Annotated in this window: 23 protein-coding genes, 1 pseudogene and 1 other annotated feature; all 24 genes and pseudogenes read right to left on the bottom strand. The window is 39.2% G+C overall.

Annotation, left to right across the window (positions count from 1 at the left end; all coding sequences use genetic code 11):
* Positions 1–165 precede the first annotated feature (165 nt).
* A pseudogene (locus tag C0966_RS03525) lies at positions 166–1,471 on the bottom strand (solute carrier family 23 protein).
* A 140-nt stretch (positions 1,472–1,611) separates the two neighbouring features.
* Complete coding sequence (gene pyrR / locus C0966_RS03520; RefSeq protein WP_274853823.1) at positions 1,612–2,154, bottom strand: bifunctional pyr operon transcriptional regulator/uracil phosphoribosyltransferase PyrR; 543 nt, start codon at positions 2,152–2,154, stop codon at positions 1,612–1,614.
* Between the two features lie 215 nt (positions 2,155–2,369).
* On the bottom strand, positions 2,370–3,281 hold the full coding sequence (locus C0966_RS03515; RefSeq protein ID WP_274853822.1) for an RluA family pseudouridine synthase: 912 nt from the start codon (positions 3,279–3,281) through the stop codon (positions 2,370–2,372).
* Positions 3,253–3,744, bottom strand: coding sequence for a signal peptidase II (lspA, locus tag C0966_RS03510; protein ID WP_274853820.1), 492 nt, complete (start codon positions 3,742–3,744; stop codon positions 3,253–3,255). Before lspA ends, C0966_RS03515 begins: the two co-directional genes overlap by 29 nt.
* A gap of 68 nt (positions 3,745–3,812) precedes the next feature.
* Complete coding sequence (locus C0966_RS03505; RefSeq protein ID WP_274853819.1) at positions 3,813–4,115, bottom strand: hypothetical protein; 303 nt, start codon at positions 4,113–4,115, stop codon at positions 3,813–3,815.
* Between the two features lie 162 nt (positions 4,116–4,277).
* Positions 4,278–7,052: an isoleucine--tRNA ligase gene (gene ileS / locus C0966_RS03500; protein ID WP_274853818.1), complete on the bottom strand. Its 2,775-nt coding sequence runs from the start codon at positions 7,050–7,052 to the stop codon at positions 4,278–4,280.
* A 90-nt stretch (positions 7,053–7,142) separates the two neighbouring features.
* Positions 7,143–7,370 (bottom strand) — a binding site (T-box leader).
* Positions 7,371–7,419: 49 nt separating this feature from the next.
* A complete protein-coding gene (locus C0966_RS03495; protein WP_274853817.1) occupies positions 7,420–7,938 on the bottom strand; it encodes a DivIVA domain-containing protein in 519 nt (172 codons plus the stop codon).
* Positions 7,939–8,035: 97 nt separating this feature from the next.
* Positions 8,036–8,809, bottom strand: a complete 774-nt coding sequence (locus C0966_RS03490; RefSeq protein ID WP_274853816.1) for an RNA-binding protein — start codon at positions 8,807–8,809, stop codon at positions 8,036–8,038.
* A 70-nt stretch (positions 8,810–8,879) separates the two neighbouring features.
* Entirely contained in the window at positions 8,880–9,143 is a 264-nt protein-coding gene (locus C0966_RS03485) for a YggT family protein (RefSeq protein ID WP_274853815.1), read from the bottom strand.
* 7 nt (positions 9,144–9,150) lie between these two features.
* Entirely contained in the window at positions 9,151–9,588 is a 438-nt protein-coding gene (locus C0966_RS03480) for a cell division protein SepF (RefSeq protein WP_274853814.1), read from the bottom strand.
* 13 nt (positions 9,589–9,601) lie between these two features.
* Complete coding sequence (locus tag C0966_RS03475) at positions 9,602–10,279, bottom strand: YggS family pyridoxal phosphate-dependent enzyme (RefSeq protein ID WP_274853813.1); 678 nt, start codon at positions 10,277–10,279, stop codon at positions 9,602–9,604.
* 6 nt (positions 10,280–10,285) lie between these two features.
* Positions 10,286–11,098, bottom strand: a complete 813-nt coding sequence (gene pgeF / locus C0966_RS03470) for a peptidoglycan editing factor PgeF (RefSeq protein WP_274853812.1) — start codon at positions 11,096–11,098, stop codon at positions 10,286–10,288.
* A gap of 74 nt (positions 11,099–11,172) precedes the next feature.
* A complete protein-coding gene (locus C0966_RS03465; protein ID WP_274853811.1) occupies positions 11,173–11,442 on the bottom strand; it encodes a YlmC/YmxH family sporulation protein in 270 nt (89 codons plus the stop codon).
* Between the two features lie 102 nt (positions 11,443–11,544).
* A complete protein-coding gene (gene sigG / locus C0966_RS03460) occupies positions 11,545–12,324 on the bottom strand; it encodes an RNA polymerase sporulation sigma factor SigG (RefSeq protein ID WP_274853810.1) in 780 nt (259 codons plus the stop codon).
* Positions 12,325–12,474: 150 nt separating this feature from the next.
* Positions 12,475–13,194 carry an RNA polymerase sporulation sigma factor SigE gene (sigE, locus tag C0966_RS03455; protein ID WP_274853809.1) on the bottom strand — a complete coding sequence of 240 codons (720 nt, stop codon included), beginning with the start codon at positions 13,192–13,194 and terminating at the stop codon, positions 12,475–12,477.
* A 38-nt stretch (positions 13,195–13,232) separates the two neighbouring features.
* Complete coding sequence (spoIIGA, locus tag C0966_RS03450; RefSeq protein WP_274853808.1) at positions 13,233–14,177, bottom strand: sigma-E processing peptidase SpoIIGA; 945 nt, start codon at positions 14,175–14,177, stop codon at positions 13,233–13,235.
* Positions 14,178–14,420: 243 nt separating this feature from the next.
* Positions 14,421–15,560 (bottom strand): cell division protein FtsZ, encoded by a 1,140-nt coding sequence (gene ftsZ / locus C0966_RS03445; RefSeq protein ID WP_274853807.1) that lies wholly within the window; start codon positions 15,558–15,560, stop codon positions 14,421–14,423.
* A gap of 41 nt (positions 15,561–15,601) precedes the next feature.
* Positions 15,602–16,879 carry a cell division protein FtsA gene (ftsA, locus tag C0966_RS03440; protein ID WP_274853806.1) on the bottom strand — a complete coding sequence of 426 codons (1,278 nt, stop codon included), beginning with the start codon at positions 16,877–16,879 and terminating at the stop codon, positions 15,602–15,604.
* A 136-nt stretch (positions 16,880–17,015) separates the two neighbouring features.
* On the bottom strand, positions 17,016–17,366 hold the full coding sequence (locus tag C0966_RS03435) for a small basic family protein (RefSeq protein WP_274853805.1): 351 nt from the start codon (positions 17,364–17,366) through the stop codon (positions 17,016–17,018).
* A complete protein-coding gene (locus tag C0966_RS03430; RefSeq protein ID WP_274853803.1) occupies positions 17,366–18,097 on the bottom strand; it encodes a DUF881 domain-containing protein in 732 nt (243 codons plus the stop codon). The genes C0966_RS03435 and C0966_RS03430 overlap by 1 nt, the downstream gene beginning before the upstream one ends.
* A gap of 41 nt (positions 18,098–18,138) precedes the next feature.
* Entirely contained in the window at positions 18,139–18,855 is a 717-nt protein-coding gene (locus C0966_RS03425) for a DUF881 domain-containing protein (protein WP_274853802.1), read from the bottom strand.
* A complete protein-coding gene (locus tag C0966_RS03420; RefSeq protein ID WP_274853801.1) occupies positions 18,839–19,615 on the bottom strand; it encodes a cell division protein FtsQ/DivIB in 777 nt (258 codons plus the stop codon). The genes C0966_RS03425 and C0966_RS03420 overlap by 17 nt, the downstream gene beginning before the upstream one ends.
* A 176-nt stretch (positions 19,616–19,791) precedes the next feature.
* Positions 19,792–20,700, bottom strand: coding sequence for a UDP-N-acetylmuramate dehydrogenase (gene murB, locus C0966_RS03415; RefSeq protein ID WP_274853800.1), 909 nt, complete (start codon positions 20,698–20,700; stop codon positions 19,792–19,794).
* A 61-nt stretch (positions 20,701–20,761) separates the two neighbouring features.
* Positions 20,762–21,865, bottom strand: coding sequence for an undecaprenyldiphospho-muramoylpentapeptide beta-N-acetylglucosaminyltransferase (gene murG, locus C0966_RS03410; RefSeq protein ID WP_274853799.1), 1,104 nt, complete (start codon positions 21,863–21,865; stop codon positions 20,762–20,764).
* Between the last annotated feature and the right edge of the window lie 2 nt (positions 21,866–21,867).

The raw sequence follows: 21,867 nt of genomic DNA, 5'->3' as shown, positions 1-21,867 counted from the left end.
AGAAAAATATACTTTCTTATACTTAAAAAAACACCCAGACATTTCGTCAGGGTGTTGAAAATCGAAAACATGCTAGTTCAGGCAAAAAGAGCTTTATAGCTTTTTGCAAAAACCGGCTTGTTCAACACCCTTTCAAGCCTCTCTGGACTTCATTAAAAGGTGAGTTTATGCCACATAGTCTTTATCCTCTTCACTTTCTAACTGAAACATATTATCTTTCACTTCTTCTCTGCCAGGCAGAATCAGATTAAGCATAACGCCTAAAATGGCTGCCAGTGCCATTCCTTGAATTTGGAACTGATCAGATACTTTAATAAACGCTCCGCCAATTCCGATGACAAGAATGACAGATGAAATGACGAGATTTCGCTTATCGCCAAAGTCGATTTTACTGTCAACAAGCATCCGTAAGCCTGATGATGCAATGATTCCAAATAACAGGATGGATACACCGCCCATGACAGGTGTCGGAATGGAGCTGATCAGTGCCGTTACTTTTCCGATGAATCCGAAAATGATGGCAAAAACAGCTGCTCCGGCTAAAACATATACACTGTATACACGTGTAATCGCAAGTACACCGATATTTTCACCATATGTTGTTTTTGGAGGTCCGCCAATCAGAGCAGAAATCATGGTAGCTACCATCTCCCAAAATGGAACGATGAAGCCCCGGCTTTTTAATAAGATCGCGTCCGACAACCTTGCTCAACACAAGCTGATGACCAATATGCTCTGATAATGTCACAATCGCGACCGGAACCATAAGAAGAATAAGATCCAATGTTACATTTACTTTATAATCGACAAACGGTATGAGAAAATCCGGAATTTCAAAAATGGCAGCTTTTCTTACTGGTGATAAGTCCACCAAACCAACCGCCAATGAGTATAGATACCCAACGATAATTCCGCCGAGAATTGGTATTAGACTTAACATCTTTTTTGCATAGATGGAAAAGATGATTGTTGCCGCAAGCGTCACTAATGCTGCGGAAAAGTGCAGTAAACTATATTCTCCCTTAGGGTTATTCATGGCCATATTAACGGCTGTTCCCGCCAAAGCAAGACCAATTACGATAATGACAGGCCCTACAACAATCGGTGGAAGCAAATTCATAATCCAGCGGTAGCCGGCTTTTTTAATAACAAGTGCAATAACCCCATATACCAAGCCTGCAAGAAAGGTTCCGGCCATAGCAGCCCCCGGTCCTCCTGCTGTTTTTGCTGCGATAATCGGAGCAATATAGGCAAAGGAAGATCCAAGGTATGCGGGAACTTGCCATTTTGTATTTAACAGAAAGGCAAGTGTGCCGAGTCCGCTTGATATTAAAGCCATTGCCGGGCTCAGTCCTACTAAATATGGTACTAAGATTGTGGCGCCAAACATGGCAAATAAATGCTGTAAACTTAGCGTAATCCACTGAAGTGGTGACGGAATATCTTTAATATCCAATACTGGTTTGCTCATTTTCATTCCCCGTTTCATTTGTGATAAAAAAATCCTCTTTGCAAGCGTGCGCAAAGAGGATATACCATTTGACAAAAGACGCGTTCCTTTTGCCGTAATCCCCCTTGCCAGCCTCTCTGGACTGTTTTTAAAAGGGCTATCTATTTTTCATGAATACTGACTTGATCGATTTTATCTGATTCTACGAGTTCAACAACAATCATTTCCGAACTTGAGGTTGGAATGTTTTTTCCTACAAAATCAGCCCTGATTGGAAGCTCGCGATGTCCTCTGTCAACCAAGACTGCAAGCTGAATGGCTGCAGGTCTGCCGATATCAACAAGAGCATCCATCGCAGCTCTTACTGTTCTTCCTGTATACAAAACATCGTCAACAAGAATCACTTTTTTGTCGGTAATATTTACCGGTATATCGGAACCTTTCACAAGCGGTTCTTGATCGGCTGTTTTTGTTGTTAAATCATCCCGGTATAAAGTGATATCAAGCTCTCCAACCGGAATGTCCATCCCTTCAATTTGGGTGATGCGCTCTCTCAACCTTCTTGCGATGTAAATGCCTCTTGTGCGAATTCCGACTAGGACACAATTGTCAACACCCTTATTTTTTTCAATAATTTCATGTGCAATTCGGGTAAGTGCCCTGCGGATCGCCTGGCTGTCAAGGACCACTGCTTTTTGGCTCATCTGACTCACCTCTCTATAAATCTTGGAAACGGGTTATTTTCATTAAAAAACCCTCTCGCCGTTGGAGCGAGAGGGCACGTGTTCTCTGAAATCACATATATCAGGGCAGACTGGTTCCCTTCTATATGCTTGAATCCGTTTCCTTCTCAGCCTCACGGGACTGTATTAAAGGACTTATTCAACTAATGCTATGTTAAACTACATATTTATCTTTGTCAACGATTATTTCTAAGCCTTTCTAAAATCGCTTCAAACTCCGGAGGAAGAGGGGCCTCAAACTCCAGATATTCATTTGTTCTCGGGTGGTGAAAGCCTAATACGCCCGCATGCAAGGCCTGGCCATCAATGTCCAGCGTTTTTTTCGGGCCGTATTTCGGATCGCCGGCAAGCGGATATCCGATATATTTCATATGCACACGGATTTGATGCGTTCTTCCTGTTTCAAGCTGACATTCTATAAATGTAAAATCTCTAAATCGTTCCAGTACATGAAAGTGGGTGACTGCATGTTTGCCATTGTCAACGACTGCCATGCTCTGGCGATCTTTTGGGTCGCGCCCTAAAGGGGCATCAATCGTTCCATAATCATGGGGAATTATGCCATGAACGATTGCCTTATATTTTCTCGTTACAGTCTTTTCGACCAATTGATTGACGAGCCTTTCATGCGCAAAATCATTTTTCGCTACCATTAATAAGCCTGACGTATCTTTATCAATCCGGTGAACAATTCCCGGCCTTAACACGCCGTTAATTCCGGATAAATCTTTGCAATGAGCCAAAAGTCCATTTACGAGTGTACCTGTACTATGTCCGGGTGCAGGATGAACGACTATTCCTTTCGGTTTGTTCACTACGATGACATCTTGATCCTCATAATAAATGTCGAGATCCATGTCTTCCGGAAGAACGTTAAGCTCCTCCGGTTCAGGTATATTAATTTCAATCTGATCATTCAGGCTGCATTTATAATTTGTTTTCACTATTTGTCCGTTCACAAGAACTTGTCCATCTTTAATCCATTGCTGAACTTGGGATCTCGACCACTCTTCATTTAAAGTTGAAATGAGCTTGTCAATACGTTCGCCTGCCTCTTCTTCAAGAATGGTGTGTTCCATTTTCTCCATACGATTTCTCCTTTGTTTCTCTCTCTTCTCGAAGCATTTGCAGCATGAGCAAAATAACCCCGATTACTAATGCAGAATCGGCTATATTAAAAATCGGGAAATTATAAGTAAAAATATAAGTGTGTATAAAGTCCACAACTTCTTTTCGAAATACCCTGTCAATAAAATTTCCGATCGCACCCCCAAGCATTAATCCGAGGGAGACACCGAATAAAAGCTTTCCTTTTGCAGCTTTTTGTATATAGTAAACGATTCCGATGATGACAATCACTGTAATCACATAGAAAAACCACATTTTTCCTTGAAGGATCCCCCATGCTGCTCCGCGGTTGCGATGTGAAGTAATATATAAGAAATTTTCAATGATTTCAATGCTTTCTCCAAGTTCCATCTTTTTTACAATCAGCCATTTCGTTAATTGGTCAAGAAGAATCACGAACAATGCGATTATGTAATAAAACACAAAGGGCAACCTCCAACTCTTCAACAGTTTTCCTTTGCATTTTAGCATAATCTAGACGAAAACGATAGTTATTCTCTCCTTGATGATGAATAAATTGGCTTCTTGCAAAAACGTTCAATCCTTTTTACATCTTGTACAGATCTTAATGTAGGGATCGTAGCTAAATAATGAAAAGGAATCAATTCACCTGAAAATTCACATTTTCCAAATTCGCCTGATTCCATTTTGTTTAATGCGTGTTCAATATCATCAATTTCATCTTGAATAAATCCTTTAATGAAAGGATTGACATCTTTTCTGCGGTATTTTTCCTCAAGCTCTTTCTTCGTTTTACGGAGTTCTGAATAGATTTCGTGAAGTTGATTGTCCATATCTCTGCCTCCGTTCTTTTTTTTATTATTTCCATTAAAAATGAACGGACGCATATTAACTTTTAACAATTAAAACATCGTTTAGCCGGTCTGGAAAAGTTTTTATTGTATTTACAATGAATAATGGGGCTGACTCAATAGCAGAGTCAGCCCCAGTTCAAATCAGTTTGTTAAATGGCTGTAATGTTCTTTCACAATAGTTGCACATCGCGGGCAAAGAGTCGGATGTTCTTGATCTTGGCCGACTTCCGGTGTAACAACCCAACAGCGTTCACATGTTTCTCCTTCCGCTTTGGAAACAATGATGGCCGCTGTATCCAATTTCAATGCATGATCCGGCGCTTCGTCATATGAACCGGCTACCTCAAACCCTGAAACGATGAACAATTGCTTAACATTTTCCTTTATAGAGTCTAGAAGAGCTTTCGTATGATCGTTTACATATAATGTAACCTTTGCTGTTAATGATTTACCGATTATTTTCGCATTGCGCGCTTCTTCCAGTGCTTTTAAGACATCATCACGAAGCTTCATAAACTTAGTCCATTTCTCTTCAAGCGCTTTTGCATTTGGCAGTTCATTATATTCAGGAAGATCTGTCAACTGAACACTTTGTTCCTTAACGAATGGAATATGCGCCCAAACTTCATCAGCCGTATGAGAAAGAATAGGCGCTACAAGTTTTGTTAAAGCCAATAAGCTTTCGTACAGAACCGTTTGGATGGATCTGCGCTCTTTATTGTCGCGAGCTTCAATGTATAATACATCTTTTGCAAAATCGAGATAGAATGCACTTAAATCAATTGTACAGAAATTGTTTACCGCATGGTATATGCCGGAAAACTCATAGTTTTCATATGATTCATGAACAAATTTGATCAAATTATTTAATTTAACAAGCATAAATTGATCAACTTCACGCAATTCCTCATATGAAACCGCATCTTTTTCCGGATTAAAATCAGCAAGGTTTCCGAGCAGGAAGCGGAATGTATTTCTGATTTTCCGGTAAACTTCAGCAACTTGTTTCAGGATGGCATCAGATACGCGCACATCTGATTGATAGTCAACAGAAGCAACCCATAAGCGCAAAATGTCTGCACCGAGCTGATCCATCACTTTCGCAGGAACTACTACATTTCCAAGGGATTTGCTCATTTTTCTGCCTTCTCCGTCTAAAGCAAATCCGTGGCTCAATACTCCCTTATATGGAGCTTTTCCGGTAACAGCAACAGCTGTTGACAATGATGAGTTAAACCAGCCGCGATATTGGTCTGATCCTTCTAAATACAAGTCAGCAGGACGCTGTAAATCTTCACGCTCTTCAAGAACTGCCTGATGCGAAGAGCCTGAATCAAACCAAACATCCATAATATCGGTTTCTTTCGTAAAGCGTCCGTTTGGACTTCCGGGATGTGTAAAGCCTTCTGGAAGCAAATCTTTCGCTTCTCTTTCAAACCAAATGTTTGATCCGTGTTTACGGAATAATTCGGAAACATGATTAATCGTCTCATCTGTAATGATCGGTTCTCCATTTTCAGCATAAAAGACCGGAATCGGCACACCCCAAACGCGCTGGCGGGAAATACACCAGTCTCCGCGGTCGCGAACCATGTTATGAAGACGTGTTTCTCCCCATGCAGGCACCCATTTTGTTTCTTTAATGGCCTCTAACAACTCGCTGCGGAAATCTTTAATGGATGCAAACCATTGAGAAGTTGCACGGAAAATAACCGGTTTTTTTGTTCTCCAGTCATGCGGATAAGAGTGAGTAATAAACGATAATTTGAATAAAGCGCCTGCTTCTTCAAGTTTTTGAGTGATCGCTTTGTTCGCTTCATCATAAAATAATCCTTCAAATCCGGGTGCTTCATGAGTCATGTAGCCTTTCTCATCTACCGGAGCCAACACATCAAGACCGTATTTTTGACCGACATTAAAGTCGTCCTCCCCGTGTCCCGGAGCAGTATGAACACAGCCGGTACCTGCATCTGTTGTGACATGCTCCCCAAGCATTACGAGTGAATCGCGATCATATAATGGATGAGAAGCGATAACGTATTCAAGTTCGGTTCCCTTTACTTTTTTCACGACCGAAGGATTTTCCCAGTCAAGTTCTTTTGATACAGATTCAAGCAATTCTTCCGCGATTAAGAATTTCTTGCCCTTTTCATCGACAACAATATAAGTAAGATCAGGATGCACTGTGATTCCAAGGTTTGCAGGAATTGTCCATGGAGTAGTCGTCCAAATAATGATTTGCGTATCTGTATCTAATACTCCTTTACCATCCTTCACTTTGAATCCGACATAGATCGATGGAGATCTTTTGTCCTTATATTCAATCTCTGCTTCAGCAAGTGCAGATTCGCTCGAAGGAGACCAATAAACCGGCTTAAGCCCTTTATAGATATACCCTTTTTTGGCCATTTCACCGAAAACTTTAATTTGCTGTGCTTCGTATTCCGGCTTTAGTGTAATATAAGGATTTTCCCAGTCTCCTCGTACACCAAGGCGCTTAAATTGTGTGCGTTGATTGTCGATTTGCTCATAGGCATACTCTTCACACAGCTTTCTGAATTCCGAAACTGTCATTTCTTTGCGGTTTACACCTTTGTTCGTTAATGCCTGCTCAATCGGTAAACCGTGTGTATCCCATCCAGGCACATACGGAGCATGGTAACCGCTCATTGATTTATAGCGAACGATGATGTCTTTTAAAATTTTGTTTAAAGCGTGGCCCATATGGATATCGCCATTCGCATACGGCGGCCCGTCGTGCAGGATAAACATCGGGCGTCCTTTCGTTCTTTCCTGCACTTTTTGATAAATATTCATTTCTTCCCATTTTGCCTGAATCTCAGGTTCTCTTTTCGGAAGATTTCCGCGCATTGGAAATTCCGTCTTCGGCATTAACAGCGTATCTTTATAATCCATTCTTCTTTCCTCCTGTAACACTTTTATATCAATCAAATTTTTGATTTGATCATTAGGCTTTATACAAAAATAAAAAAACCTTTTCATCCCAAAAGGGACGAGAAGGTTTTCCCGCGGTACCACCCTTATAGACAGAACAAAAATACTTCTGTCCGCTCTAGCATTCGTAACGTGAATGATACGCCTGAATCTACTGGCAGCGCGTTCGATTCGGAACTCAAGGGTGATCTTCCAATTTCCGCTTATACCGGGCTCCCACCTTCCCCGGTTCGCTGAAAAAAGCCATGGAAACTGTACTGTCCCTGTCATCGTCAAAATCATGATTAAGTATTTATTATGTAATTATATGCCATAATCTTGCAGTTCGTCAAGCCAGCGAGTCTTCTTCTGCTGATGTTGATTTTAATTCTGTTGCATCAAGCTCATATTGAAGCAAATGATCCCAATCATCATTATTCAGCATATCGAGCTGAGCCTCAACCAGCATTTTAAACCTTGTGCGGAATACTTTCGATTGTTTTTTCAACTCTTCAATTTCAAGGGCAATTTTTCTTGCCTTGGAGAGCGCTTCATTCACGATACGGTCGGCATTCTTTTCTGCTTCCTTAATGATTAGTTTAGCTTCTTTTTGAGCATTTCTCTTCACTTCTTCTGCTGCTTCCTGCGCTACTAATATTGACTTATTTAATGTTTCTTCTATATTTGTAAAATGACCAAGCTTTTCCGCCTGTTCATTCAGCTTGTCTTCCAATTCTTTATTCTCGCGAATTAACAATTCAAAATCTTTAATGATTTGATCGAGGAATTCATTCACTTCATCTTCGTCATATCCCCGAAAACTTCTGCTAAACTCCTTGTTATGTATATCCAGTGGGGTTAACGGCATGATGCCACCTCCTAATTCGAGTCAGTTGCTACATTTAAGTTGCTGATTGAATATGTAATCATTCGACAAAATCGGCAAAAATCCTGCTAAAAACTTTTTATTTTTGTCTGCCTGCAACCATTCGCCATTTATCCTTTTTTGTTTTCCCTTCAACGGAGAGAATTTTTGATCTTCCATATCCGCGAATGGAGATCACGTCACCTTCCCCGCACTCAAACGATTTATTTTCAACGAGAGCCCAGTTTACTTTTACGAGCCCTTGCTTGATCAAATCTTGGGATTTTTGTCGAGAAACATTATATAATGCAGAAATAACCGCATCAAGACGCAATGATGACACTGTTGATGTTTCTTCTATCCACGATTCCTTTATTTGGATCGCTTTTTCCAAAGGAATCTCTGATATAGTGACGGAAGCTTTGCCGATTGAATCTAAATGTAAACTCACATAATCTGCGATTTCTTTCGCAGCAAAAAATTGAACGTTATCGCCTTCGATCAGGATATCGCCAAATTTTCCCCGTTTTAAGCCAAGAGACATAAGGCTTCCGAGGACTTGGCGATGTTCGATCGTTATAAATTTTTTTGGGTAGTTTATTTCAAACAAGCTAATTTCAAAATCTTCACGATCAGCCTGATAGTAATCAGGGCAAATGACAGCCCTTTTTCTTTCAGCTCCATCCGTTCCGCCAAACAAATGGCAGTGTATTTCACTACTTTGTCCAACAACGGCTTTTAAAATTTGCTGTTCCCGGGGATCCAAAAAATCGGTGAGCCTTGGGGCAAAAGCAGTTTCAACATATTCTCTCCAATGAATTGCCCTTTCAATAAAATCTCTTTCTTCAGGACGAAAATGCTGATAAATAGACATGGACACGGCTCCTTACAATAAACGGAAATCATTAGGTTGAAAGCTGTCAAGTATTTTGAGTGTAACTTACTTATGCAAGCCATGTAAATACTTGGACAACGCCGTATCTTGCAAATTTCAACACTAAAAAGGCAACGATTGGCGAAACATCGATCATGCCAATCGGAGGTATAAACCTTCTAAAAGGTTCTAAATACGGTTCACATATTCTTGCCAAAAATTGGCCAATCGCCGATTCTCTTGCATTCGGGAACCAGGACATTAATATATAAATGATTAATGCCCAGGAGTAAATTTCAATTAATCTTAATAGTAAATCCAGCACAATTTCCATTAAGCTTTTACCACCTCTTATTATGAAAGTCATTCTCTTGCATGAATTCCGAAATATTTCCAGTTACCTCGACATTGTCAGGCGTACAAAGAAAAATGCCCGTTCCAATTTTTTGGATATCGCCGCCAATTGCGTATACAGTTCCGCTTAAAAAATCGACAATTCTTTTTGCCTGGTCGTGTTCAATTCTTTGTAAATTAACAACGACTGCTCTGCGATTTTTTAAATGGTCGGCAATATCCTGTGCCTCTGCATAAACCCGCGGTTCGACTAACACAACTTTGGAAGATTTCTGAACGCTTTGCAAACTGACAACATTTTGTTTCTGGGGCGTCTGCTTTTGAGGTTTTAACGGTTCATACTCATCTTGCTCCATTTCTTCTTCCTGATCGTCATATTCATCTTCTAAGAAAAAAAAATTTTTGATTTTTGATTTAATGCCCATATTTATACACCTCCTATGATTCCTCGCCTACGAGAGCGGAACCGATTCGAATCATCGTTGCTCCTTCTTCGACAGCAATTATGTAGTCGTTTGACATTCCCATTGAAAGCTCATTGCATGGTGCATGATCAAGATTTAAATCTTGAACCTTTTTCTGCAACTCCCTTAATTTTCGAAAACAGCTTCGTATGAAATCTTCATCTTTCGTAAATGGAGCCATAGTCATTAGGCCGCAAACAATGATGTTCGGATATTCTTTCAGCTTTTTTACAAAATCGGTCACTTCCTCTGGGGAAATCCCGTGTTTTGATTCTTCTCCGGATACATTTACTTGAACAAAGCAATTCATTTTGCGGCTGGCCCTTTTATTAATTTCTTTTGCGAGTGAAAGCCTGTCCAGCGAATGAATATATTCTACTTTATCAATGATGTTTTTTACTTTCCGTGATTGTAATGTGCCAATATAGTGAAACACCGCATGATCTTTTAAAACTTCCCATTTAGCTAGTAAGCCGTCATCCCTGTTTTCGCCTAGATGAAGAATTCCAGCTTCAAGCGCTTCCTTAGCTCTTTCAACTGAGACATATTTCGTAACAGCAATGATTTTTACCTCTTCAGGCAGTCGATTCACTCTTTCACATGCTTTTTCAATATCTTCTTTTATTTTGATCAGCTTTGATGAAACGTCCATTTACTGTTAGAAAACCTCCTTCCAGCCTATAAATCCCATCATTCTGCCGGTTTTCCCTTTATCGCGGCGATGGGAAAAAAATTGGTCTCTATGACAGCTTGTACAAAGTTGAGTAATCGCGATATGTTCTTCCAAAACTCCCTTTTGCATAAGAATTTGTTTATTTAGTTCTTGTAAATTTAAAGAGTATTGATTTTCTTTTATTAAATTATATGGCTTTTTTTCGACACCTTCTAGTCTATTTTGCACTAATTTAATGACACGGTCATCTACAATATAACATTTTTTGCAAATGGAAGGGCCGATGACGACCATTAATTCATCGGGTTTTATTCCTTCGTTTGCCAAATTTTCGACCATTTCTTCGGCAATTCCGTTTACAGAACCTTTCCAGCCCGCATGTGCGATACCTAAACATTTGCTTTTTGGTTCGAAAAAATAAATCGGTACACAATCAGCAAAACATAAAGTTAATAAAATATCTTTTTCAAAAGTATAAAAACCGTCCGTTCGCTTCAAAGAGTCGTCATATTTCACTGAACCTTTTCCTTTATCCTCTTTCGTAACTTTTCTTATAAAAACCTCATGGGTTTGTTCCGCACCGACCCAGCTGGATAAAGGAAAATCAAGGAGTTCAGACAATTTTTCCTTATTTAAACATACGTCTTTCGGATTTTCAGCAACATGAAAACCTAGATTAAAAGGCGCCTCAGAAGTGCTTTGATTCCTTGTTGTAAACCCGGCTGTCAAACCATGATTGCGCTCTGCCCAATCTTTAATAATAAAAAATTCTTTAGTTTTCAGAACAAACGGTTCCATTCCATTTTTCCCTCATTTGTTTTTCATATAGTTTACCATATATGAAATTACTGGCACAGTAAAGAGCCCTGTTTTTATGCATCTTCTTCTACTTGTCTAATTTCCCCTTGATCTTTATAGCGGACAAGAATTACATCTTCGCCGATCTTCAAAATATTTTTCCATGGAATAATGATTTCTTCATCACGTCCAAAAAACCCGAGGACCTTACCCGCTCCTCCGATAATGACTGTTTCAATCTTGCCTGTAGTCACATTAATTTCAATGTCTCCGATGTTCCCAAGCTTTTTTCCATCAGAAATGTTCACAACATCTTTCACTTGAAACTCAGAAATTTTTACCATTATTTTTCCACTCCCTGAATCATTCCTTTATCTATGTATATGTATGAAATCAGAAAAAATTGTAGTTTATTAAAAATAGGAAAAGCTGCCTTACCGGCAGCTTTAGCTTTGTATGTTTTTATTCATTTGTTTAATTGCCGCTTTTTCCAGGCGGGAAACCTGTGCTTGAGAGATTCCGATTTCTTCGGCAACCTCCATTTGGGTCTTCCCTTGAAAAAACCTTTTTCGCAATATTAGTTTTTCACGGTCATTTAAACGCTGCATTCCTTCCTTTAACGCAATTTCTTCTACCCAATGTGAATCTTTATTTCGCTCATCACTTAATTGGTCCATTACATAGATCGGATCTCCGCCATCATTATATATAGGTTCAAATAACGATACCGGATCTTGAATTGCATCTAATGCAAATACAATTTCTTCGTGGGGAACTTCAAGAACTTTTGCGATTTCCTCTGCTGTAGGTTCCCGGGATGTTTCACTCATCAGCCTTTCTCTCACTTGCAGGGCTTTATAAGCAATGTCCCTCAAAGACCGAGAAACCCGAATAGGATTATTATCTCTTAAATAGCGCCGAATTTCCCCGATAATCATTGGAACAGCATATGTGGAGAACTTAACATTTTGACTTAAATCAAAATTATCAATGGATTTCATAAGACCGATACAGCCAACCTGGAACAGGTCATCAACAAATTCTCCTCTGTTATTAAATCGCTGAATGACACTCAAAACGAGGCGCAAGTTGCCGTTTACTAATTTTTCACGTGCGGTTAAATCGCCGTTTTGCATTTGTTTGAACAGTTCTCTCATCACTTCGTTTTTCAATACAGGTAGCTTTGAAGTATCTACACCGCAAATTTCAACTTTATTTCGAGTCAATTCTTTCCCTCCTCACAGGAGTTGCTGTACAAGTTCAGTATCTCCGTGAGCAGGAAAAATATGCACTCACCGTTTTATGGCAATATGCCATAAACAGGCAATCAACATGAAATTTAAAAGAAAATCAAGTGATTTTTCAAAAAAATTTTTTTAAACCATTTTATTAAATTCTTTTCTTAATCTTTTGATAATTCTTTTTTCCAGCCGTGATATGTACGATTGGGAAATTCCTAACATATCTGCTACATCCTTCTGTGTTTTTTCTTCACCGCTTCCAAGACCAAACCGCAGTTCCATAATTTGTTTTTCCCGATCGGATAATTGGTGGAGTGCTTTTATTAACAATTTTCGGTCTACAGTCGCTTCAAGATCTTTCGTAATAATATCATTTTCTGTACCCAATACATCTGACAGCAAAAGTTCATTCCCGTCCCAATCAATATTCAGTGGTTCATCAAAAGATACTTCAGAGCGGATCTTATTGTTTCTGCGCAAAAACATTAAGATTTCATTTTCAATACAGCGGGAAGCATATGTCGCTAATTTGATTTTTTTCTCAGGATTGAATGTATTGACACCTTTAATTAAGCCAATGGTGCCAATGCTTATTAAATCCTCGATATTAATGCCCGTGTTTTCAAATTTGCGAGCGATGTAAACAACTAGACGCAAGTTTCTTTCAATCAAAATAGAGCGGGCGGCTTTATCGCCAGTTGGAAGCTTTTTTAACAGCAGTTCTTCCTCTTCCTTACTTAAAGGAGGAGGCAATGCTTCACTTCCGCCAATATAATATATTTCATCCGTTTTTAATCCAAGTTTTATCAACAATTTATACCAATAGTACGAAAGGCGAAGTCTTATATTTTTCACGAATTGTCCTCCTTCTATCCTAAGTTTTTCTGAGTATATTAATATTGGCTGACATTTTTATATGGAGCATCTTTCATTGCGCCAGTAATCATCTTTGGATGAACAATGCATTGAAACAAGTCATCAGCGGAAAGTTGTTGCATCGTGAAAGAAACGAGTCCGCTTTTTGTTTGCCAGCATTCTCCATTTTTTTCAATTACGATATTTTCCGCTTTTAAGGCAATAATTAGCTGGTGTTCTTGTCCGACAACACGATATGGAATAATCCTCATAACTTTTTCCAGTTTTGGAGGTATTTCCTTATTCCCAAAAATTACTTCTTCCGGGCTTTCGGCAATGTCCAATATGATATCCGGTACTCTTTCATCCGCTTTCTTTAAAGATACAAACATAACAGGTAATTTTGAGATAGGATCATAAAGCTGATTTCCGCTGTCAATTAATCCTCTAATTAATATTTCCCTTCCCCATATTGTAATTTTTACGTTAACAAGCTGTTCATAATGAAGTTTTACAACCTCAATTGAATCAAAACTGCGCTTTGAAAAATGCCAGGCAATCGGAAAACCGATAAATACAAATAACCAGCTTATCGGATCGCCAAATCCTCTCACACTCGCCATCATCACAGATGATGACAGTTCAAAATCAAATTGAATGAAATAATGGGCTCCTATCAGTGCCCCGCCTGCTAAAAAGGTAGTCATATAAAAAGTCATCAATCCATTAAAAAAGTAGCGCCATCTTTTATATCCAAATACAGCAATGATCATTGTGACCGAATAAATAAATTTAGCCAGCGGATGGCTCGAATAAGAATTTAGCGGTGTTACAGACAATAGAATGATACTTGAGCCAATGAATCCGCCCAAAAAGACTCTCCATATTTTGCAATTTCTTTTCAGGATTGTCGCAGTTAAATAAAGGAGAAAACTATCAAACAAAAAATTCAGGGCCCAAATTACATCCAAATAGATCGTCATGATTACCTCCTCCTTTTGGAAGTCTCTCAAGCAGCTTCATTCGCTTAAGAGAAATCTCGCCCTGAATGAATGGAAACTCTCAATTTAACCTTCCTTTACGAAGAAGTATAGCGCACATCCCTTCAAGAAGTGTGTCATATTCTGTAATCGAAATGAAAGAAATTTACTCTATTCATTTCGGATTTTGTCTTTTTCCCAAAAAGAAAATCCTGATTCCTTTTATACGGAATCAGGATTTTCTTTTTAACGTCGACGATTTCTATTTCTTAAGAAAGTCGGAATATCAAGAGGATCTTCACTTTGAATGGTTGGATTTCTCAAGCTTTCTTGCGGAATTTCATCCCGTTTTGGTTCACGCTTAATACTTGGTATATTTGGTTTTGACTGAACTCCACCCAATGAAGATCTTGATGATTTTGGCTGAATAGCCTCTTCATTAAAACCGGTAGCTATAACAGTGACTACAATTTCATCTTTCAAGTTTTCATTAATAACGGAACCAAAAATCATATTCACTTCTTGGTCAGAAGCTGAAGCTACGATATCAGCAGCCTCTTGAACCTCATATAGACTTAAATTTGTGCCGCCGGTAATGTTCATCAATACCCCTTGAGCTCCATCAATGGAGGTTTCTAAGAGTGGTGAAGAAATTGCTTTCTTCGCTGCCTCGGCAGCCCGGTTTTCTCCGGACGCTACACCAATTCCCATTAAAGCAGAACCCTTATTTGACATAATCGTTTTTACATCTGCGAAATCAAGGTTAATTAATCCCGGAACGGCAATTAGGTCAGAAATACCTTGAACGCCCTGGCGTAGCACGTTATCTGCTTCCCGGAACGCTTCAAGCATTGGGGTGCTTTTATCGACAATTTCCAACAAGCGGTCATTCGGAATGACAATCAGCGTATCAACAGCTTCTTTCATCGCAGCGATCCCGCCTGCTGCCTGGTTTGCACGCTTTTTTCCCTCGAACGTAAATGGACGGGTAACAACCCCAACCGTTAACGCACCTAATTCGCGGGCAATTTGCGCAATAACTGGAGCAGCCCCTGTTCCGGTTCCGCCGCCCATACCGGCGGTAACGAACACCATGTCGGCGCCTTTCAATGCTTCTTCAATCTGCTCTTTGCTCTCTTCAGCAGCTTTTTTACCTACTTCCGGATTCGCTCCTGCACCAAGTCCCCTAGTTAACTTAGCGCCAATTTGCATTTTCACTTCTGCTTTTGACAAGTTTAAAGCTTGGGCATCAGTATTGACAGAAATAAACTCAACACCTTGTACTCCGTGCTCTATCATACGGTTAACCGCGTTGTTTCCGCCGCCACCAACGCCAATTACTTTTATTGTAGCTAGTTGATCTAAATTTGTATCAAACTCCAACATCACAAATCCTCCTAATTCGTCGTTATTCCTTTTTGATCGGTCTATTCAAAAAAATAGCCCAGGAACTTTTTCACTCTTGATGTCACTTTTTCTTCCGGTTGTTTTTCCGGTTTTATTTTTGGTTGCGGCTGTTTTTGAACGCGTTTTTCGCTTGTTTCCGAAACAGCTTGTGCCGGTTTTCGTCCTTGCAATTTAGCATTTTTATAAGCAAATTTGATTAGACCGACAGCCGTTGTATATTGTGGTTCCCGAACGCCTATATAGTCAGGAATAGCGATTCGGACTCGATTTTGAAAAACAATTTGTGCAAGTTCCAATACACCTTGCATGTTGGCTACACCGCCAGTTAAAACATAACCGCCCGGTAAGTCATGAACTCCTAATCTTCTAATTTCATTTTGGATTAATTCAAAAATCTCTTCCATTCTTGCTTCAATAATATCAGAAATTTCAAGCTGATTAAATTGTTGATGTTGGTCGCTTCCAATGATCGGAACACTGAATACTTCATCCTCTGATGCATAATCATAAAAGGCATGTCCATGTTTTATTTTTATTTTTTCTGCATCTTCCGTAGATGTCCTTAACCCTATTGATAAATCTTTCGTGATATGGTCTCCCCCGACTGGCAATACGGATGTTGCTTTTAGATTGCCGTTTTCAAATACAGCGATTGTTGTTGACCCGCCGCCAATGTCAACCAAAGCAACTCCGAGGTTTTTTTCATCTTTGGAAAGGGCGAATGACCCGGCTGCCAAAGGCTGTAATGTTATGTCCATAATTTCTAAACCTGCACGTTCAACACAGCGAAGTGTATTATGTAGGATGGTTTTTGAACCAGTAATAATAATGCCTTCCATTTCAAGACGTACACCGATCATTCCCCTTGGGTCGGTAATCTCATCCAATCCGTCAACAATAAATTGTTTTGGAATAACATCGATAATTTCTCTCTCAGGCGGAATGGAAATGACTTGGGCTGCATCTATAACTCTTGCAACATCTTGATCGGTAATTTCACGGTTTTCACTTGATACCGCTACTACGCCGTGGCAAGGCTGAAGCATCACATGATTACCGGTAATGCCTACGATAACCTTTGTAATATCCATTCCTATCATTCTCTCAGCCTGCTCAATTGCCCTTTTTATAGAATGAACGGTTTCATCTATGTCAACAATGGATCCTTTTTTAAGGCCTTCAGATTTCACATTGCCTACACCGATTATATTTAAGGAGTCGTTGACCATTTCACCTATGATAACTTTTACATTGGATGTACCGATGTCAAGACTTACATATATTTCATTGCTGTTCATTCTTTGGCACCTCCTTTTTGCAATTCAAAAATTGAACAACAATTTTTCGTGAAAAAGTTTATTATTAACACGTTTTTTCTTCATAAAAATATTCGTCAAAACTATTCTTTTCCCTTTAAAAAACTCAATTTTTTTTCTAATTTTCATGGTTCGAAGTCCATTTCGTCAGCAACAGCCGCCGGATAACTGCAATATTTTGGAAAAGCCTTACACCAAATGCAAAAACAGCTGCTAAATATAAGTCTACACCAAGATGTACACCTAGAAAAGCTAAACTTGCAGCCAAAATTATATTGAAAAAGAAACCAGATACAAATACTTTTTCGTCGTAAATATTTTGCAAATGTGCACGAATTCCTCCAAAAAGAGTATCTAAAGAAGCAAGCACAGCGATTGATAAATAATTGGAGTACTCTTCCGGAATTCTTATATCAGTCAGCAAGCCGAGCATTATTCCCAGTATCAGGCCCAATAACGGAAGCCACATTATGATTTGCCTCCTTTGTCAGGTTTTACAGCTTCCATATACCTGACGCGAATTGTATCATCATATGCCGGAACCGTAATTTCTTTTTCAGGTTGGGAAACTTCGATCCTTAAGTTGTCAATGAAAAATTCTTCAACAGATTTTGAGACTTTCATCCGGTTATAAAGTTTTTCTGCCGTCTGCATATTTTCAGTTAACACTAAAACTTCAATCGGCAATTTGTTAAGGGAATGTCCATCGATCTTTGTTTCCCTGTTAATATCACGAATAACCGTTGTATTTATAATCCGTTTTCCATCAATTGATATATGGAGTGCATCATACATATTCAATTCGTTGACTAGTCTTTTTAATAATTCCGGTGAAACGGATGAAACAGTTTCGCCAAGCATCAGCTCTTCATATACCGGTTCTATCGTTAATTTAATGCCGGGACCAGTCATTTCCGTCAGGCCTGCTTCTCTTTTTAGCTCCTCAAGTGTTTCTCTTAATACTTGTTCTTTGTTCTGATTTCGTTCGGTTTCATACTTATGAAGTTTTTCTTCATTCGAGCGGATTTCCTGAATCAGTCTTGAAGCAAGTTCTTTTTCTTTCAGCAAATCCTCACGCAGCTGCCAGGTACCTCTCGTATCGCGGGTTACCGGCTCTTTTACAGTCTGAAATTGGATGGCTAGCATAAACCCAATCACCATTAAAATCAACGTAAAGCTCATTATCTTTCTCTTGTCCACTATTTCCACCTTCTTTATCACCCAAACAATGTGGACACTTATTAACTTCCAAGAATGGGATCAAGAATGATCTCGTCCTTTTTCTCAATGCTGAACAAAATATTGTCATTTACTAGCTGGTCTTTTACCCCGCCGGTTAAATTAATCGCCGACTCCAACACTTCAGGATCACCGATTGCTGATATGACGAAAGGAGCCGGATGCTGATAGCCGTCCACTGTGATCACGGGACCGTCACAAACTATGTATGAATTGTGAGTCAACCTCTGGCCGTTAATAGCAACGGCTTGAGCCCCTGAAATATATAATTCGTTAATAACTTTAAAAATATGATGTTCATGTACGAGATAATTGTTCATGTTCTTTTCATTCGGATCATATTTTCCATCATCAAGTATAATTTGGACGCCTTTCCCTTTTACGGCTACTTTTCCTAAATACATCCTAAGTTTTTCAGCATCTTCGGCAAGATTAAAATAAACTTGTGCTTCTTTTGCCAGCTGCTTTTCAATTTCAAGAACCTTTTCCTGTTCTTGATTCAATTCCTTTTGCAACTCCCGGTTTGCTTGTTCCTGCTTGATCAACTGATTGCGAAGGTCCAGCGTCTTCTCCCATTCCATGTCTGTAATTTTTGAAGCTTCCTTTTCTTTTTTCGTTAAGTGATATGAAAAAGCGAGCATAAACCCAAGAACGAGACAAACTAATGAAAGAATGACGTGATTACCCTTCACCTTCATCGTCTTATTCTTTTTCAGCATTTTTAGTTCCTTCCTCATCAAAAGCCTTGAAATAAGAGCCTACTTCCAAATCGATAACTCCTTTTTTATCAGGATCGAGCTGGCTGACAATCGAAGGGTAATGAGCCATTTTTTCAGCAAAACTTCGCAGCGTCGCACTTACCTCAAAACCATCATTCATATATAAGACGATCCTGTAAGCATCTGTTTTCTTTGGTTTGTAATGGATTTCAGAAATGGAATTTATCACTTCTTCAGGTAAAATTTGAAGACTAAAAATCATTTCTTCCAAGACGTCGCCTTCTGAGAATCCAATTAACAACGGGGCGCTTACGGGCAAGTCGGCAGTTTGCTCACTTTTTAAAATTTCTCCGTTTTCAAGAACCGGCAAATAGCTTGACTCTTTTACGATGTAAGCTATACGCTTGTATTCCTTCACATTTATAATAACGATATGAGGAAGCTTAATCTTTACATTAGCAGACTTAATTTCGGGCAACTTTCTTAACTTATCCTCGATTGCTTCCTCATCTACCTTCCAAATATTTGTCGATTTTGTCATACCGATTAATGATAGTAATTCTTCCTTCGGGTAAACTTCATTCCCATTAACTTTAACCTTTTTTACGTGGCTTAATGGTGATTGAAAATAAACAACACAGGCGATCAATGAAAAAAACAATAGTAGAAGCAATATGACTCTTCTATTCGCTTTCTTTCGTCTCTGTTGTTTAAGTTTAGGAATTCTGTCTTCTATTGAGACAATTTTCCCTTTATCCATCCAATTCACCACCAACAAAAAAGTGAAGCTGACTATCATTGCTGTCAAAGAAAAAGCGTTTGTGTAAAGTGAAAACAACGGCACTATATTCATGCCGTTTTCACAAAAATTCCAATCGGTATTTGCTTTGCTAGGCAATTATATCACAAAATTTGTAAGCCGTAAGGATATTCTTGTTACATTCGGCCGATTATTTCAACTTCTGTTTCCATTTTGATTTGATATAAATTGTAAATCGTTTCTTTAATATGCTCAATCAAAGAAAGAACATCCTGAGCTTTTGCATTTCCCGTATTGACAATAAAATTACCATGCATTTCAGAGATCATGGCGCCTCCGATTGAATGGCCTTTTAATCCAGCCGATTCAATTAATTTCCCGGCATAATGTGGCAGCGGATTTCTGAAAATGCTTCCTGCACACGGGAAATTCCATGGTTGGGTTTCTTTTCGGTAATCTTTATTTTTTTGTAATTTTGACAAAATCGCTTCTTTTTCCCCTTCTTCAAGCTGAAAAACAGCTTCTGCAACTATCCCTGGACGTTTTTTTTGCAAAACCGAAGTTCTGTATGAAAACTCCATTTCATCATTAGTCAGCCATTCCATTGTTCCGTCTTCAAAAAGAATATGAGCTTTAACCAATATGTTAGAAATATCTGACCCATGTGCGCCCGCATTCATATAAACGGCACCGCCGACAGACCCCGGAATTCCTGCAGCAAATTCCAACCCGGACAATCCCTTTCTGCTTATCATCGTTGCGAGACTGACAAGAGAGTGCCCTCCTCCGACTTTTACAACAGTATCTTTCACTTCTAAGCCGTCTAACCCTGGGCCCAGTTTGATAACTGCCCCTTCAATCCCTTTATCGGAAACAAGTAAATTGGAACCTCTCCCGATTGCTGTCCATTTCACGTTATATTCCCTGATTAGATCTATTGTCTTTTTTAAATTATCAATAGATGAAGGCTCGATAAACAAATCGGCCGGCCCGCCAATTTTTATCGTAGTATGGTTTGCTAAAGGTTCATTTTCCTTCACTTTACCAACATTCAATTCCTTAAGTTTTTTTATCAATTCGTTCATATAAACCTTCCTTCCATTGTCCTTATTGTGTAATTAGTCTATGCGCAAAAGGAAGTCTGGGCTACTTTTGTTTTTTTGCTGCAAGCTCTTGAATGACCATGTAAAATTTTCTGGCTGCATCCGGCATCCCAAGCCTTTTAGCAGCATTCTTCATTTCAGTTAATTTATCTTTATCCATAAGAATCTGGTCAATATGTTCAACCAGTTTTGAACCAGTCAAATCTTTTTCAAGCAATAAAATGGCTGCGCCATGGTCGCTTAATGCTCTTGAATTTTTCTCTTGATGATTATTGGTTACATAGGGGCTTGGAATAAGTATACTCGGAATTCCTAAAGAAGTTAATTCCGCTAAAGTAGTTGCACCAGCTCTCGATACCACTAAATCAATGCCCGCCAGAACCTCGGGCATATTATGGATAAACGGCTTTATGACAACATTATCAGGATTCCCAATTAATTCAACTTCTTTTTTAACTTCCTCATAATGCACATCCCCGGTTACATACAGAACCTGGTACGGTTTTTCCTCAAACTGGGACAACGTTTTTAAAACGGCTTCATTGATGGGTCTGGCTCCGCGGCTACCGCCAAAAATCAACACGGCCGGATCTTTCACTTTAAGGCCCGACGAAAGCCTTCCATGAATACCGTCTTGTCCGACTACCTCTGAAGCGCGGGGATTTCCGGTTAATACTACTTTTTCACTCGGAAAAAATGCTTTTGCCTCTTCAAAGCAAACGGCAATCTTGTCTACATAACGGCTCAAGAATTTATTTGTTAATCCGGGCACGCTGTTTTGTTCATGAATGATCGTAGGTATCCCTATTCTTGAAGCTGCATAAACGACCGGTCCGCAAACATACCCCCCTGTTCCGATGACGACATCGGGATTAAACTCCTTTAAGATTTTTTTACTGTCTCTCACACCTTTAACAAACCGGAAAACTGTCTTGATATTTTCAAAGGACAGTTTTCGTTTAAAACCGGTAATATGTATCGATTTAAAAGGAATTTGTTCACGGGTGACAATTTTGCTTTCCAAACCTTTTTCAGTGCCGATATATAGAAACTGTGCATTCTTATTTTCTTTTGCAATTTCGCGTATAAGAGCGAGCGCAGGATATATATGTCCGCCCGTTCCCCCTCCGCTGACAACTATTCTCATTT

Source organism: Bacillus methanolicus, assembly GCF_028888695.1.
Taxonomy (GTDB): Bacteria; Bacillota; Bacilli; order Bacillales; family Cytobacillaceae; genus Bacillus_Z; species Bacillus_Z methanolicus_B.
Note: the sequence above shows the minus strand (reverse complement) of the source record. Positions and strands in the feature narration are given on the sequence as shown.

What these genes read in the sequence shown, in the direction of transcription:
- pyrR (WP_274853823.1), bottom strand. Translation starts at nt 2,154, where the DNA reads ATGAGCCAAAAAGCAGTGGTCCTTGACAGCCAGGCGATCCGCAGGGCA.
- C0966_RS03515 (WP_274853822.1), bottom strand. Translation starts at nt 3,281, where the DNA reads ATGGAGAAAATGGAACACACCATTCTTGAAGAAGAGGCAGGCGAACGT.
- C0966_RS03505 (WP_274853819.1), bottom strand. Translation starts at nt 4,115, where the DNA reads ATGGACAATCAACTTCACGAAATCTATTCAGAACTCCGTAAAACGAAG.
- ileS (WP_274853818.1), bottom strand. Translation starts at nt 7,052, where the DNA reads ATGGATTATAAAGATACGCTGTTAATGCCGAAGACGGAATTTCCAATG.
- C0966_RS03495 (WP_274853817.1), bottom strand. Translation starts at nt 7,938, where the DNA reads ATGCCGTTAACCCCACTGGATATACATAACAAGGAGTTTAGCAGAAGT.
- C0966_RS03490 (WP_274853816.1), bottom strand. Translation starts at nt 8,809, where the DNA reads ATGTCTATTTATCAGCATTTTCGTCCTGAAGAAAGAGATTTTATTGAA.
- C0966_RS03485 (WP_274853815.1), bottom strand. Translation starts at nt 9,143, where the DNA reads ATGGAAATTGTGCTGGATTTACTATTAAGATTAATTGAAATTTACTCC.
- C0966_RS03480 (WP_274853814.1), bottom strand. Translation starts at nt 9,588, where the DNA reads ATGGGCATTAAATCAAAAATCAAAAATTTTTTTTTCTTAGAAGATGAA.
- C0966_RS03475 (WP_274853813.1), bottom strand. Translation starts at nt 10,279, where the DNA reads ATGGACGTTTCATCAAAGCTGATCAAAATAAAAGAAGATATTGAAAAA.
- pgeF (WP_274853812.1), bottom strand. Translation starts at nt 11,098, where the DNA reads ATGGAACCGTTTGTTCTGAAAACTAAAGAATTTTTTATTATTAAAGAT.
- C0966_RS03465 (WP_274853811.1), bottom strand. Translation starts at nt 11,442, where the DNA reads ATGGTAAAAATTTCTGAGTTTCAAGTGAAAGATGTTGTGAACATTTCT.
- spoIIGA (WP_274853808.1), bottom strand. Translation starts at nt 14,177, where the DNA reads ATGACGATCTATTTGGATGTAATTTGGGCCCTGAATTTTTTGTTTGAT.
- ftsZ (WP_274853807.1), bottom strand. Translation starts at nt 15,560, where the DNA reads ATGTTGGAGTTTGATACAAATTTAGATCAACTAGCTACAATAAAAGTA.
- ftsA (WP_274853806.1), bottom strand. Translation starts at nt 16,879, where the DNA reads ATGAACAGCAATGAAATATATGTAAGTCTTGACATCGGTACATCCAAT.
- C0966_RS03435 (WP_274853805.1), bottom strand. Translation starts at nt 17,366, where the DNA reads ATGTGGCTTCCGTTATTGGGCCTGATACTGGGAATAATGCTCGGCTTG.
- C0966_RS03425 (WP_274853802.1), bottom strand. Translation starts at nt 18,855, where the DNA reads ATGCTGAAAAAGAATAAGACGATGAAGGTGAAGGGTAATCACGTCATT.
- C0966_RS03420 (WP_274853801.1), bottom strand. Translation starts at nt 19,615, where the DNA reads ATGGATAAAGGGAAAATTGTCTCAATAGAAGACAGAATTCCTAAACTT.
- murB (WP_274853800.1), bottom strand. Translation starts at nt 20,700, where the DNA reads ATGAACGAATTGATAAAAAAACTTAAGGAATTGAATGTTGGTAAAGTG.
- murG (WP_274853799.1), bottom strand. Translation starts at nt 21,865, where the DNA reads ATGAGAATAGTTGTCAGCGGAGGGGGAACGGGCGGACATATATATCCT.